Annotated in this window: 10 protein-coding genes; 3 read left to right on the forward strand and 7 right to left on the reverse strand. The window is 66.1% G+C overall.

Annotation, left to right across the window (positions count from 1 at the left end; translation table 11 throughout):
- Nucleotides 1-31: 31 nt before the first annotated feature.
- The gene (locus tag P12x_RS09445; RefSeq protein WP_435010610.1) at nucleotides 32-2,926 is read right to left on the reverse strand and encodes a c-type cytochrome; all 2,895 of its coding nucleotides are present in this window, start codon (nucleotides 2,924-2,926) and stop codon (nucleotides 32-34) included.
- A 15-nt stretch (nucleotides 2,927-2,941) separates the two neighbouring features.
- Nucleotides 2,942-5,788, reverse strand: coding sequence for an Hsp70 family protein (locus P12x_RS09450; RefSeq protein ID WP_435010611.1), 2,847 nt, complete (start codon nucleotides 5,786-5,788; stop codon nucleotides 2,942-2,944).
- 423 nt (nucleotides 5,789-6,211) lie between these two features.
- Here P12x_RS09450 and P12x_RS09455 point away from each other — a divergent pair, with 423 nt between their 5' ends.
- Nucleotides 6,212-8,128: a hypothetical protein gene (locus tag P12x_RS09455; RefSeq protein ID WP_435010612.1), complete on the forward strand. Its 1,917-nt coding sequence runs from the start codon at nucleotides 6,212-6,214 to the stop codon at nucleotides 8,126-8,128.
- Here the strand turns inward: P12x_RS09455 and P12x_RS09460 are convergent.
- Nucleotides 8,122-9,162 (reverse strand): DUF1559 domain-containing protein, encoded by a 1,041-nt coding sequence (locus P12x_RS09460; protein ID WP_435010613.1) that lies wholly within the window; start codon nucleotides 9,160-9,162, stop codon nucleotides 8,122-8,124. The genes P12x_RS09455 and P12x_RS09460 overlap by 7 nt on opposite strands.
- Before the next feature lie 305 nt (nucleotides 9,163-9,467).
- Here P12x_RS09460 and P12x_RS09465 point away from each other — a divergent pair, with 305 nt between their 5' ends.
- Nucleotides 9,468-10,850, forward strand: coding sequence for an ATP-binding protein (locus P12x_RS09465; protein WP_435010614.1), 1,383 nt, complete (start codon nucleotides 9,468-9,470; stop codon nucleotides 10,848-10,850).
- A complete protein-coding gene (locus tag P12x_RS09470; RefSeq protein WP_435010615.1) occupies nucleotides 10,847-12,241 on the forward strand; it encodes a sigma-54-dependent transcriptional regulator in 1,395 nt (464 codons plus the stop codon). Before P12x_RS09465 ends, P12x_RS09470 begins: the two co-directional genes overlap by 4 nt.
- Nucleotides 12,242-12,261: 20 nt before the next feature.
- Here the strand turns inward: P12x_RS09470 and P12x_RS09475 are convergent, their stop codons facing one another.
- From P12x_RS09475 to P12x_RS09490, 4 genes are read right to left on the reverse strand one after another with little or no spacing between them, the layout of a single operon-like run.
- Nucleotides 12,262-12,588 carry a hypothetical protein gene (locus tag P12x_RS09475; RefSeq protein ID WP_435010616.1) on the reverse strand — a complete coding sequence of 109 codons (327 nt, stop codon included), beginning with the start codon at nucleotides 12,586-12,588 and terminating at the stop codon, nucleotides 12,262-12,264.
- A 19-nt stretch (nucleotides 12,589-12,607) separates the two neighbouring features.
- Nucleotides 12,608-13,003, reverse strand: a complete 396-nt coding sequence (locus P12x_RS09480; RefSeq protein ID WP_435010617.1) for a response regulator — start codon at nucleotides 13,001-13,003, stop codon at nucleotides 12,608-12,610.
- Nucleotides 13,000-13,743 (reverse strand): HAD family hydrolase, encoded by a 744-nt coding sequence (locus P12x_RS09485; protein WP_435010618.1) that lies wholly within the window; start codon nucleotides 13,741-13,743, stop codon nucleotides 13,000-13,002. Before P12x_RS09485 ends, P12x_RS09480 begins: the two co-directional genes overlap by 4 nt.
- Nucleotides 13,740-14,087: a P-II family nitrogen regulator gene (locus P12x_RS09490; RefSeq protein WP_435010619.1), complete on the reverse strand. Its 348-nt coding sequence runs from the start codon at nucleotides 14,085-14,087 to the stop codon at nucleotides 13,740-13,742. Before P12x_RS09490 ends, P12x_RS09485 begins: the two co-directional genes overlap by 4 nt.
- Between the last annotated feature and the right edge of the window lie 46 nt (nucleotides 14,088-14,133).

The raw sequence follows: 14,133 nt of genomic DNA on the forward strand, positions 1-14,133 counted from the left end.
ACGCTTTCAATCTGTTGGCGTTCCCACCGACTCACCAGGCAAATTCCTCGACCACCTTCGAGGGCTTGCCGTCGAGCTTGACCGGGAGGATCAGTTCGGACCGGCCGGCCGAGGTCCGGATGACGGGGGTCGAATCCCCGGAAAGCCGGACCTTCCACTCGCCGTCGATCGTGAACCAACCATCGCCGTCGGGCTCGACCTTGTTTCCGGCGGCCACCTTGAGGTACATCCCCTCGACCGGTTGATCCGAATTGAGGCGGATCGTCCGGCGGATCGTCGGCGAATTCCCGCCCGAGACGGCCTCCGGGAAGTCCTCGACCCGGACCTCGCCGATGTTGTAGAGGAACGTGGGATGGCCGCCCCGATCCATCCGATAGCCCCGGAACCGGCCGGATTGTCCCTTCGACCTGTCCCGGGGCCACTCGGCCGCGTCATTGGGGAGTCGGGCCAGGTCGGGACCTTCGGCAAAGGCCTGGACGTTGTCGCCGAGCGGTCCTTGAAAGCCCTCGCCCCGGCCGGTCCAGTGCTTCGAGGCATCGATGAACGCCCCTTGCCAGATCAGGGCGAGCCGGAGATTTTCGGCGTCGAAGGCGAGGTTGGCCTTCTCCGGATAACCCACGCCGATCGCCCGAGGCCCGGCTCCCTGGATGAAGTTCCGGTAGATCACCGGCTCTTTCTCGGCCACCAGCGGGATCGGGTCGCGGCCCAATCCGTAGGGCACGGCGGCGTCGGGACCGTCGGAAAGATAAACCCAGATGGACTCGATCTGCTTGGTCGTATCGCCGTCGTAGATCGAATCGAGCTGCGACTTGCCGCCGGGCCAGGCGGCCGGCATCCGGGTTCCCGGCCGGAACGCCTGGGGGTCGACGACGTAGCGATGGAACCAGTCGCGGCGGAGACGACGGGTCATCAGGGTCATGTCGAGCGCCTGGATCCCGGCGGCCTGATACTCCTTGAACTGGTGGCAGCTCCCGCAGTTGAACGCCTGGGATCCCACGATATGCCGGCCGGTGGCCTTGACCTTGCGATCGGAAACTCCGAAGTCGGGGATTGGGACGGGGGCCACTTGGTCGACTGCGGCGAGGGGTTCCAGGAGGTGTCCGACGTTCCGATCGCCGAAGTTCGGCATCCGGGTCAGCATGTAGGGACGGTCCTTCGCCCCTTCGGCCAGGATTTTCCGGAGCCAGGCCTCGGTCAGCTTTCCTCCCACCCCCGAGAGGTTGGGAGGGACTCGCCCCTCCTCCCCCATCTCCTTTTGGGTCGTGGCGAAGACCGGGTCTCGCCCCTCCTCGATCCCGCCCAGGCCATCCCGAACATGGCAGGTATAGCAATTGAAGGCGACCAGCGTCCGGGAAATCGATTCCTTCTCGTTCGGCCGGCTCGATTCGGGCTTGAGGGCCGACGCCAGGGCGACGCGCTGAGGTTCCGACAGGTGATAGTCCGGGATGCCAGGATGAAGGTCGTTCGCCAGGCACCCCCCCTTGGGGTCGAGTTCGACCATCGGTTTCGCGTGGAACGTGGACTCGATCGCGGTGTCGTTCTCCTTGAGCTGGTGGCAGGAAGCACAGCCGATCGATGCGAACAGGGCTCGACCTTGATCGACCTTGTGCGGGTCGATCTGGAACGGCGCGGCGACCGGTGCCGCCCCCGGAGCGGGGGAGTTCGGTTGGAGGGGCAGGAAGTCGGAGCCGAGCGGCCGGCGGGTGAGCCCGGGTCCTCGATAGTCGAGGTCGAGTTCCTCGCCCCCGGCACCCTGGAAGTATTCGACCGCCACCTGATGTCGGCCCTTGGTCAGCAAGGCGGTCGCCGACTTCTCCACCTTGGCATGGATCCCATCGTTGACCACGATCACCCGGTCGTCGATCCGGAGTCGACTCCCGTCGTCGGAGGCCAGGTGGAAGGTGTACTCTCCCGCCCGCTCCAGGTCCAACGTCCCCTCGAATCGCAGGGCATAACCATCGTGCCGCCTCGCGACCCCGAGGTCGAACCCTTCGGACTGACCGCTTGCGACCGGTTCCAGCCTGGCGAAGTCGGGCAACTCGGACCAATCCCCCTCGAAATAGCGGTAGGTCAGGTTCGGGCGCGACCCGCCCTGGACGTCCTTCAGGAGGAAGCTGGCGATCGCCTGGGCCTCGACCGGCTTCAGGTTCATCGAAGGCATCCGCCCCGAGGGCCGGACCGCCAAAGGATCCTGGAGGAAGCCGGCCAGGCCGTTATATGTGTACTTCGACCCCGGATCTCCGATCGGCAGCGTGGTCGCCAGTGTCGGGGCGTTTTCCTCGGTCGAGCCGTGGCAGGCGGCACAGCCGGATTGCTCGTAGAGCGTCCTCCCCACCCCGATCGCCTTGCGATTGGGGGCGATCCGGGAGACCGACCCGGTGCTCGCGAGGAAGTGGACCAGTGACTCGACATCCCGCTCGACCTCTTCCCTGGCCCGCCCGGCGAACAGGTCCGGCATGGTCGTGCCCGGCTTGACCCCTTGAGGATCGGCGAGATACGACCGGAGGTGCTCGACCTTCAGTCGCGAGCCGACGTGATCGAGGATCGGGGCCTGCTTGCGGGAGACGGGGGAGAACGAGGGTTCCTCGCCCCGGTGACAGGCCACGCAGTTCAACTCGCCCACCAGGAGTCGGCCACCGGCGACTCGATCCGAATTCGGCTCGGTATAGAATCGTTCGAAGCCCGGGATGATCGGCCGAGCGGGGGAAGTGGGAGGTTCGGCGGCAGTCGAGGTCCCGATCATGATCACCGGCCCGAGAAGCCAGCAGGCCAGGAATGCAAGGCGCATCCGCGAAAGGTCGGGCATCCGGCTCATCTCCGAGGGGGCGGGGTCGTCGGGCGGAATCGAGCACCGATCATCGTGGTCGATCCGGTCCACCTTATCCGGTCGGGTCGCTGCGGGCAAACCCCTCGCGACCCGACCCATCCCCCCCTCCAAAGCTCATTCCCGGGCGACCAGGCGGAGCCCGACGGGGAGCGCATCGCCGAGAGCCTGCCCCTGCTGGGCGGCTTCCATCTCCTGGAATTCCCGGACCGATCGCAACGTCTCCTCGGGAGCACCCAGCTCGGAGAGTTTCGCCAGGATCTCCGATCGGAGCGAGTCGTCCAGGTCGCGGGTACGGTCGCCCGCCATCCGGCCGATCTGCGAGAGGGCGAAGATGGCGTCGGTCGTCTCGCGTCCCGGTTGGAACGAGCGACCCAGGATCACCTTCGCCCATCGAGCGGCGGTCTCGGTCGGGACCACCGTATTGGCGGGTCCGTAGAGGGGGACCCTCGCCCCGAATCGTCCCAGGCACCAGAGAGGGTAGTTGGCGATGGTCGGACGCGAGAGTTCCTTGAGCAGGAGGTCGCCCAGCGGTTCTTTCTGGTTCGCCGCCAACCGTTCGAGCGACGCGGCGCATCGCCAGATCTCGGCAAGCTCCTGCCCCTCGGGCTTGGACCGGCTCAGCTTCTTGGCGGCACCAGGCCCCTTGATTGGTAAGAGGAGCGGGGCGATCCTCCGGTGGATCTCCTCGTGATGGGCCCGGTTCAGGCCGGCGGCCACCCTTCGCCAGAGGACCCACCAGTCGGCCCAGCACTGGACGTCCTTGGTGTGCTTGATCCCCTGGTGGAACGTCGGCCAGAGGGCCTTGATCCGGTTCTCATCCAGGGGATAGCCGGTCCCGGGTCGGAGGCAGAATCCGGCGAGGTTGAACCACCGCGACTCATGCCGGGGGCCCTTGTTCCGCGAGTCGGCCGAGTCGCGAATCGGATCCCAGAAGGCCCGCAAGGCCGAGGGTGGCCAGGTTTCGCGAGAGGCTCCCACGATCTCCTCAAGCTGCTTGACCAGCCGGGACGGCCCCCCCTCGTCGGTCCCGGAAGGGGCGGCGAAGGCGGATCGGATCGCCTCGGACGCCGCGTCGACCTCGGATTGCTCGAACACCACGTCGTCGGATTCGGAACCGGTGATCGCCACCCGAGGCATCGGGGTCCCGCCCGAATTCCGGAGCTGAATCTGGAGCCGCCACCGACGGTCATCGGTCCTGGACTGGCACCAAAGCTCCACCGTGCCGACCTCGGTCACGCGGGCCTCCAGTCGGACCGGGACTCGTTCGGCCTTCGCCTTCCGGCCGACTCTCATCACGCCGACCAGGGGCGGAAGCTCGCGGATCGAGTCGGGGTCGGCCCCCACCAGGTCGCCCGGGACATCCTTGGGGCGGACCGAGCTGCTGGCCAGCGGGAAGGCGACCGGCTGGCCCATGAGGAGGTCAAAATCGTGCCGATCGATCGCGATTTCATCCCCTTCCTGGGCATCGCGAGGGACCACGCAAAGCCAGGGCTTCTCGGCCTGATCGGACTGGAAGCCGACGTAGAACGAGCGAGCCGTCCCGCCACCGATCCGGATCCCCCCACCTCGGCGGACCACCCCGTAATAAGCCGCACCGTGTGCGACCGCCAGGTCGAGCGAGCCGTTGCTCAGGACCCTAGGAGCATAGTTTCCCGAATCCTCGTCGGCGAACCAGGATCGGACGACTTCCACCACTCGGTCGCGGAGGATCGCTGGGGTCAAGGCCCCGCCATTGAACAGGATCGCGTCGGGTCGGGCGGGAATGTCGAGACCGGTGTGCCCCCCCTGCCCGATCGCCTCGGCCTTATGACGGCGGAGAAAAGCCGAGAGATGGCGCGGGATCGCCGGGTCGGCGACGAACGGGAGGCCGAATTCCTGGAGGCCGGCCCTCGAACCTTTCGAGGGTTCCACGGATCGAGGGCTGATCGGGAAGAACCCTCCCAGGACGACCTCCCGGACCTCGTCGCGGGTCAGCTCCGACTGGAGGCTCCCACCGATGATCCTCGAACCCCGCCCCGCGATCGTCACCGGCCATCGTTCGACGGGCAGGTCGGAGAGGAGTTTTTCCTTGGCGATCCGGCAGGAATAGCGGAGGGCACTCCATTGCTCGGTGTCGAGTCGGCTGGCCCCGAGCTTCTTCTCGACGAGGTGGGCCAGGGCCAGGTCGATGTTGTCGCCGCCCAGCATCAGGTGGTCGCCGACCGCCACCCGACGGAAACCCGGCCCGCTCGGGGTCTCGACCACCGTGATCAGGCTGAAGTCGGTCGTCCCGCCGCCGATGTCGCAGACCAGGATCAATTCCCCGGCGCGGACCTCGCGTTGCCAGACATCCTGATGGGTCACGATCCAGCAATAGAAGGCGGCCTGCGGTTCTTCCAGCAAAATCGGATGGGTGATCCCGGCTTTCTTGGCCGCTTCGACCGTCAGTTCGCGCGCAGCCTCGTCGAACGAGGCGGGAACGGTCAGGATCACTTCCTGACGTTCGAGCCGGTGGGCCTCGTCATCCTTCGCGAATTGGTCGTTCCAGGCATCTCGGATATGGGCGAGGAAGTCGGCCGAAGCCTCGACCGGCGAGACTTTCCGGGCCTCGGCGGGGGCACCCCAGGGGAGGATATTCGCCTCGCGATCGACACCCGAGTGGCAGAGCCAACTCTTGGCGCTGGCCACGAGATGGCCGGAAATCCTCGCGCCCTGGACCCGGGCAAACTCGCCGACGATCCGGTCGGTATCTCCCCGCCAGGGAAGTCGAGTCGCCCCGGCGGGGAGTTCGTGAGGACCCGGAAGGTAGAGGAACGAGGGGAGCATCGATCGCGGTGCCGATTCGCCGGCCGCGACCAGTTGGGGGACCTCGAAGGCTCGGACGTCCGCCGATGGCCGCTCGCGACCTTTCGTGTCCACATAAGCCACCGCGCAGTTGGTGGTCCCCAGATCGATCCCGACGATATAACGCGAGCGTGCCATGGGCTTCCGTCAAGTCTCCGAGGACCGATCCGAATCGACCACCCTCCGGGGAAGTCGCCGGTTGCAAACGCCGACAAAGAGTATAGACGAAGAACCAGGTCGACCTCGCCCCGAATCGGCTCGGTCGCCCATGGATCGGGCTCCGACCTTCCTGAAGTTCGCCCTGAACTCGTTCGTGATCTCCGACCAACGACCGTTCTTTTCAAATATGGATGATTCAGACCCTCGTCAACAATCGACTTAAACTTCAGCATTCGAGGGGTTTTTCGGCAAGCTCCCGGGAGAATCGGGCCAGCCTTCACGACCCGCACGATCGACTCAAGCCGGGTGACCAGCCCGGCCGATCGATAGGCTGACGCCGCCCCGATCGCCGCCCCTCTGAGGGGAGGCGGGATGGCGAATCCTGGCCCGGAAGACCGTGGAATGCCCCGTCCTCGCTTCCGAGCCGGCTCGATGGCCCAGGCCTGGTTTACCCTCGCGGTCGCGATCCTGCTGGCAAGGGCCAGGGCCGGGGCATTCGACCCGGTCGAGACCGCCCCGGCTCGCGGTTCCTGGCAGGTGGGCAAAGCGATCGCCATCCCGGTCCATTCGGGCCGGTCCAGCTTCGATCTGCCTGCCTCTCGGAACGGGGCGCAAACCCTGGTGATCGTCTCGGCACTCTCGCGAGACAGGGGCCCTTACCGGATCCAACTCTCGGCCAGGCCGATCGAGATGGCGGAACCGATCGCTCCGATGCCGGGCTCGGTGGATCAACCGCCCAGGAAGGACGCCCCCGTCCCTGGCCCCATCCCCCCCGCTTCGTCGGAGATTCCCCGATCGGAGCGAACCTTTCACCTGATGGTCGCGGAGGGGGATGTCGCGTCCGCCCGGAACTACCGGGCCATCTCCGCGAGGCTCCGGGCGGTCGGCCGAAGAGTCCAGGTCTACGTCGATCGCGACGATGGGCCCGAGGTCGAGGCCTCGACCCTCCGCGAGATCGTCTCGACGTTCGACAACGAGGTCTTCCCGACCGCCGCCAGCCGGTTCGGCACCGCCTTCGACGTGGATGACGATGGTCGCTTCACCGTCCTGCTTTCGGGGTGGCTGACCCGACTCTCGGGGGGGAAGGTCCGCGTCGACGGGTTCGTCCGGGGGGCCGACCTGGATAGCTCCCTGGGGGCACCCTTCAGCAATCATTGCGACATGATGTATCTCAGCACGAGCCTTCGGGCCGGGCCGCACCTCCGGACCGTCATCGCCCACGAATATGCCCATGCCGTCACCTTCAGCCGGAAGCCGCTGGCCAATCCCTCCCGGGGGATGGTCGGGCCCGAGGAGGAAGGATGGCTGGACGAGGCGATCGCCCACCTCGTGGAGGATGCCCACGGGTTCTCTCGATCGAACATCGACTATCGGGTCAGCGCCTTCCTTTCCCAGCCCGAGCGTTATCAACTGGTCGTCGAGGACTATTACGCGGCCGACCTCTTCCGGAGCCACGGGAACCGGGGCGCAACCTACCTGTTCCTCCGATGGTGCGTCGACACCTACGGAACGAGCCTGCTGGACCAGCTCGTCCGGTCGAATCGCCGAGGGGTCGCCAACCTGGAAGCGGCGACCGGGGCCGGTTTTCCGGAGCTGTTCCGCCGATGGACGGTCGCACTCTACATGAGCGGGCTCGACCCGACCTCGACCCTTGAGGGAGGATATCGTTCGGTCGACCCTCGAGCCGAGCTGGAAGACTGGATCCTGGCCGGCCCCCGGGCCGCCGTCATCACCCCGGGTGGCCCGGGGGATTCCTCTTGGCTTGCCGGGGGGACCACCGCCCATTACGCGCTGTTGGGGGGATCGCAAACGGGTCCCTTGCGGGTCGAGATCCGGGGACCGGCCGAAGCCGAGATCCAGGTGACCGCCGTGCCCTTGCCGGCGGGCCTGGGGCGGCCCGAGTTGATCGTCCGGCCATCGACCAGCCCCGACGGCGAGATCCGAATCGAGGCCCAGGTCGCCGAGCACGAAGGGACCCCGGTCCGCCTCGGAGCCCTGGCCTGGGAGCGACTGGTCCCCGATTCCGACCCGTATTCCCCGAGGTTCCGTCGCGACGGGCTGGACATGCTCGGGATCGCTTCGATGTTCGGGACCTCCGCGCTCCCGGGGGGGGGACTCCTCCGATCCCGACCCATCCGACTCCTCGGGGTCCGGAGCGGGGACGGGCCGCTGGTCTTCAAGGCGGTCGGGACCGACCCCCAGGGTCGCAGGGTCGCCGCCTGGACCGTGGTCGACCCGTCGAGAAACGGTCCTCTGCTCGATGACCGAGGTGCCGTCGGCCTGAAGACCTCGAGCCCGACAACGAACGTCGATCAGTAGGCGTCGCCGCTGACGACCTCGCCCCCGGCAGGAGAGCCGATCGCCCGCCAGGTCAGGCCGTTGATCGTGCTCTTGACGAAGCGCACGCTCCCGTCGCCGAACAGGACGTTCACCCCGCCCGGATGATAGCTCCGAGCCGTCACCGCGGCGAAGGTCGGCCCCCCCTCCTCTTCCCGGTTGGCGATCAGGTCGGTATCGGGCACGGAGGTCGAACCGAATCGGCCGGGCGTGACCTTGTTGGGGGGCCAAGCGGTCGTGAAACCGGCCTGACTGGTGTTCCCATCCTCCCATTCGGAGTGGCCCGAGTCGGCGCGAAGCTCGGCCCCCGAACCAGCACAAGACGTGTACTGGGCGATCGCAGAAAGCGCATCGAATGGCCCGGGAATCGGCATGGAACCGACCGGGGCGTAGACCAGCCCCGAGCAATCCTTGAGATACGGGGTGTGGCTCTTGACCTCGGCGGCAAAAATCGTGTTGCTCAGGCCGTCGGTCACTCCGGCGATGGGCATACTCCGGTTGACCTGGAACGGGGCACGCGGAGCCGGGGACGAGCCCGCACCGCCCCAGACATACCAGTCGCCCCGGTTGAAGGCGTAATTGGTGTTATTCCTCGGCTGGCCGTCGTCGACGTAGATCACCCGGTTCTGACCGTCGGACGGGCAGAAATAGGTGACGATGCCGAGCCGCATCACCGTATCGTTGGCGGGTGCCTCGTTGGCCAGGTTGAAATTGCAGGCGTTGAACTGATTCTCGCCTTCCAGATAAGGAAGGAGTCGCGCGGTGATTCCCCACCCGTTGAAGATCGCATTGCCCGACCGATCGAAGCTCACCGCGCACCCTAGCGGGAGCGTCCCGATGGAGTCGTGGTAGTTGTGGACAGCCAGGCCGATCTGCTTGAGGTTGTTGATGCACTGGGCCCGCCTCGCCGCCTCTCGCGCCGCTTGAACTGCCGGGAGGAGCAGACTCACCAAGACCACGATGATGGCGATCACCACCAGGAGTTCGATTAATGTGAATCCACGTCCCGGTCTCATTGATTAATTCCTCAGACAAATGAATGCGAATCGAGCCGACCAAAGCAAACCTCACGCCGCCGACCGCATAAACCGCAAGTCTTTACAAAATAATTATTTAAGATAAATCGCAAATCGCTTCACTTCCAGCCGCCGGCGAAACTTTGTCCCCGGCGGCCAAAGAATGACCAGCGATAGAACGCCGGCATCTCGATTTCATTCGAGGACGATCAAGGTCCCCTTGCGGACTTCGACTCCGAACGGCTCTGATGGAACGGACGCAGGAAAGGCCCCGCGCGGTCGGCTCGAGTCACCGAAGCATCGCAATGATCCGATCCATACGAAACCAGATTTTGATTCCGGTCGTGACCATTCAGGTGATCGCGGTGGCGATCGTGACGCTGACCGCCGCCTCGCTGGCGGCCCGGCGGATGGAGGGCCAGATCGTCGACCGATTGAACGGGGTCGTCCAGGCGCTGGGGCATTCGAATTTCCCCTACACGCCCAGTGTCCTGGCGAAGATGCGAGGCCTGTCGGGGGCCCATTTCGCCGCCTATGACGAGGCGGGGCGGGTGACCGAAGCGACACTCCCTTCGCTCCGCTCCTTGTCGCCGACCCAGCGATCCGGGCGTTCGATGGATCGGCTCGATGCCCTGGGGGATTCCCCGACGATCCTCCTGGATGGGACACGCTATTTCGCGACTTCGCTGAAGAATGCGGGAGGTTCGCGAGGTTCCTCGCTCCTGGTGCTTTATCCCGAGACCTCCTGGAGTCAGGCCCGCCGGGAGGCGGCGACGGCCCCGTTGGTAGTCGGGCTCGGTGCCCTGGCCCTGATGGTCGGGGTCACGAGCTGGATCGCCAGACGGATCGGCCTGAGACTTCGACGAGTCCAGCAACAGGTGGCCCGGATCGCGGCGGGCGACTTCGAGGAGTTCGAGCCGGGTCGGACCGTCGATGAGGTCGAGGATCTCTCGAGGTCGGTCAACCGGATGTGCGGCCAGTTGAGAGAGATGCGACAGACGATCCGACAGTCCGAGCGGACTCGGTTACTCGCCCAGCTCGCGGCGGGCCTGGCCCATCAGCTCCGCAACTCGATCACCGGAGCCCGGATGAGCGTCCAGCTCCACACCCGGAGATGCCCCCCTCAGGAGGGGGATGAATCCTTGAATGTCGCCATCCGGCAACTGGCGATGACCGAGGAACAGGTCAAGGGGCTGCTCTCCCTGGGCCGGGTCGAGCCGAGGCCTCCCGAACGCTGCGATGCCGGCCAGCTCCTCGAAGACGTCGCGTTGCTCGTCTCTCCGACCTGCCAGCATGCCCGAGTTGCCTTGCACCATCATCCCGCCGATAAACCGCTCCCCTTCCTGGCCGAGAGCACCAGCGTCCGAGCCGCCGTGCTGAACCTGACCCTGAACGCCATCGAGGCCGCCGGCGCCGGCGGCGAGGTCCGGTTGAACGCCTTCAACATCGGGGACGAGGTGGCCCTCGAAGTTTCCGACACCGGACCGGGGCCTCCCTCCGAGCTGGCCGACCAACTCTACGAGCCGTTCGTCACGGGCAAGCAGGAAGGTGTCGGCCTCGGACTGGCCCTCGCCCATCAGGTCGCCACCGCCGGCGGAGGGCGGCTCGACTGGTCGAGGGGCGACGGCCTGACCACATTTCGCCTCACCTTGCCGATGGCGGACTCTCAAGCCCGAGGTGTCGCATGAGCCGGATCCTGATCGTCGACGACGAGGCCAGCATCTGCTGGGCCTTCCGCGAGTCGCTGACCGACGAGGGGCACCAGGTCGAGGTGGCCGCCTCGGCCGAGGAAGGGCTCAAGATCGCCGACGCCGGGACGCTCGACGCGATCGTGCTCGACGTCCGACTCCCGGGGCTGGACGGCCTCTCGGCCATGAGATCGTTCCGCGAGCGGATCGGGGCGGCTCCGATCATCATCATGACCGCCTTCGGGAACCTGGAGACGGCGGTCAGGGCGATGGAAGGCGGGGCCTTCGATTACCTGGTCAAGCCCTTCGACCTCGACCAGGGGACGACCATCATCAAGCGGGCGCTGGAACGACGCCGCTCAGGCCCCGAGAAACCCGGGCCCGGACCAGACGGGACCGAGGCATTGATCGGCAGCTCGCCCGCGATGCAGGATCTCTTCAAGAAGATCGCCCTCGTCGCGCCGACGGACGTGCCCGTGCTGATCACGGGAGAAAGCGGGACCGGCAAGGAGCTGATCGCCCGGGCGATCCATCGCCACAGCGCCAGGCGTGATCGGGCCTTCCTGCCGATCTGCCCGGCCGCGCTCAGCCCCGGCCTGGTCGAAGGGGAACTCTTCGGCCACGTCCGGGGGTCGTTCACCGGCGCGAACCAGGATCGCAAGGGCCTGCTGGAACTCGCCAGCGGGGGCACCGTCCTCCTGGACGAAGTCGGCGATATCCCCTTGAACCTCCAGGTGAAGCTCCTCAGGGCGATCGAACACCGCGAGGTGACGCCGGTCGGCGATGCTCGACCCCGGCCGACCGACATCCGACTGGTTGCGGCGACGAACCAGCCGCTCGATGATCTGATGAAGTCGGGCCAGTTTCGTCAGGATCTCTACTTCCGGCTGAGCGTGTTCCGGATCGAGGTCCCGCCGCTCCGCGACCGTCGAGGCGACATCCCCTTGCTGGCCGACCATTTCCTGAACCGCTCCCGATTTTCGTCCGGAAACCGGACCGAGATCACGGACGAGGCGGTCGAGGAACTCGACTCCCGACCCTGGGCGGGCAACGTCCGCGAATTGCGCAACGCGATCGAGCACGCGGCCGTCATCTCGCGAGGACAGCCCATCCGGCCCGAGCATCTCCCGACGATCGGCCTGGGAACCGAGAACTCGACGAGAGGATCGAGTGCCGAAGGACTACGCGAGCAATGCGCCGCGTGGGCGAGTCGCGAGGGATCCATTCCCGAGGGGGGCTCGCTCTACGAGCGATTCCTGGAATTCGCGGAGCCTCCGCTCTTGCAGGCGGTCCTCCGGACTCATCGAGGGAACCGCGCCCTGGCCGCACAGGCCCTGGGAATTCATCGGGCCACTCTCCGGCAGAAACTCAAGAAGTACGGGATCGATTGAATCGCCCACGGCGTGGATCGCTATTTCTGGCGGGCCACCCAGGCGACGTGTCGCAGGATCCCCTCATGGGACAGGAGTTGTTCACGCGTGTTATATCGCTCGCCCAGCTCGGTCTCGTCCGGGATGAGGTCATGGATCCCGAGGTGGCAGGGACTGCAAAGGTAGAGGCCTCGATGCCGCATCTCATGGTTCGAGTAGCGACGGCGGAATCGGGCCTTCCGATGATTCTTGCGAGGGATCAGGTGGTGAAAAGTCAGCGGCTTGTCACGGCCGCAGAATTCGCAATGTTCGGGGCGTTTGCGAGAATTTTCGAGGCGGTTCGCCGGTCGGGTCGCCTGCTCCGGCATCGCGAGGGGCCTCCACCGATCATCCTTCGAAGTAGCGTCGGATCAACGCGGGAAGCTCGTTCGTGAACCGGCTCCTGGGCATCACCGGGTCACACCCGGCTTTGGCGGCATCGGCCAGCGCTTGAACATCGACATGCGAGCCGAAGGCCACGAATGGGGTCTCCGGCCCGGTGATCTCGCGGTATCGGGCAATCGAGCCGGGAGCGACGAGCTCGCCGGCGGCGAGGTCGACGAAAACGACCTTCGGTTTACACTTCTCCATCATGGCCGAGGCCAGTGCGGCGTTGCCCGCGACGATCACGCGGTGCCCGAGCGCCGAGGCGGTCCCCGTGACCTTCGAGAAGAAGATCAGGTCGCGGGACAGCAGGAGCCCGGCCGGCCCTTCCGGGATCGGCACCTCCGAAGGACCGCTCATGATTTGCCCCCGAACGTCCGATCGATCCACGACGGGGTGAGCGGATGGAGATCGTCGATGACGGCCTCGGCCCCGGCTCCCGATAGCTCCTCCCGCCCGTAGGTCTGGGCGATCCCCACGGCGAGCATCCCCGCACCTCGGGCCGAGAGGATCCCGGCCAGGCTGTCCTCGATGACCAGGCAGTCGCCGGCCGCGAGATCGGCCATCCCCGGTTCGCGTCGGAGGGCTTCGAGCGCGAGGAGGTAGCCCATCGGGTCGGGCTTGCCCCGGCTGGCGTCCTCGGCCGAGACGATGGCTCGGATCCGATCGCGGACCCCCATCTTGCCGAGCGCGAACTCAATCTCGGGCCGGAGGGCCCCCGAGTTGATCGCCAGGGGCCAATGATCGGACAGGGTCGCGAGCGATTCGGCCGCCTTCGGGAAGAATCGAAGCCCGGCCTCGGCCACTTCGAAGTAGCGGACGGCCTTCCGGGCGATCATCTCGTCGGTCTTCGCCCGATCGACCGGGAGGCCGGCGTCGGCCATCGCGGTCTCGAAGCATTCACGGTCATCGAAGCCGAGATACTTCTCGTGATAGAGTCGCTCGTCCATCGCCACTCCCTCGGCCGCGAGCACCTCGCGGAAGAGGTCGCAATGGACCGATTCATCGTCGACGAGCACGCCGTTGAAATCGAAGATCACCGCGCGAATCATGCTGGTCCGGACCCCCAGGTCGCGATCGTCTTGCTGGCCCCGTCTCAAATCGCCTCGGGTCCGCGCTCGCCGGTCCGGATCCGGATGCAATCGTCCATCGGGAGGATGAAGATCTTGCCGTCGCCAATCTTGCCATCGGGGCCGCTCCGGCCCGCCTGGATGATCGCATTGACCGTCGGCTCGACGAAATCCTCGTTCACGGCGATCTGCAATTCGATCTTCCGGAGGAGGTTCACCGTGATCTCGTGTCCACGGTAGACCTCGGTATATCCCTTCTGACGCCCGAACCCTTGCACATCGGTCACGGTTAACCGAAAGACCTCCACCTGCGAGAGGGCCTCCTTGACCGCTTCAAGTTTGGTGGGTTGGATGATCGCGATGATCAGCTTCATGGCGGGGGCGGACCCTCCGGGCGTTGGTGGACCTGGCGGCGAGGCG

The organism is Tundrisphaera lichenicola (assembly GCF_051175385.1).
In the GTDB taxonomy this organism is placed as follows: Bacteria; Planctomycetota; Planctomycetia; order Isosphaerales; family Isosphaeraceae; genus Tundrisphaera; species Tundrisphaera lichenicola.

Coding starts and splice junctions, on each gene's coding strand:
- P12x_RS09450 (WP_435010611.1), bottom strand. CDS start 5,788: ATGGCACGCTCGCGTTATATCGTCGGGATCGATCTGGGGACCACCAAC.
- P12x_RS09445 (WP_435010610.1), bottom strand. CDS start 2,926: ATGGGTCGGGTCGCGAGGGGTTTGCCCGCAGCGACCCGACCGGATAAG.
- P12x_RS09460 (WP_435010613.1), bottom strand. CDS start 9,162: ATGAGACCGGGACGTGGATTCACATTAATCGAACTCCTGGTGGTGATC.
- P12x_RS09490 (WP_435010619.1), bottom strand. CDS start 14,087: ATGAAGCTGATCATCGCGATCATCCAACCCACCAAACTTGAAGCGGTC.
- P12x_RS09475 (WP_435010616.1), bottom strand. CDS start 12,588: ATGCCGGAGCAGGCGACCCGACCGGCGAACCGCCTCGAAAATTCTCGC.
- P12x_RS09455 (WP_435010612.1), top strand. CDS start 6,212: ATGCCCCGTCCTCGCTTCCGAGCCGGCTCGATGGCCCAGGCCTGGTTT.
- P12x_RS09480 (WP_435010617.1), bottom strand. CDS start 13,003: ATGAGCGGTCCTTCGGAGGTGCCGATCCCGGAAGGGCCGGCCGGGCTC.
- P12x_RS09470 (WP_435010615.1), top strand. CDS start 10,847: ATGAGCCGGATCCTGATCGTCGACGACGAGGCCAGCATCTGCTGGGCC.
- P12x_RS09465 (WP_435010614.1), top strand. CDS start 9,468: ATGATCCGATCCATACGAAACCAGATTTTGATTCCGGTCGTGACCATT.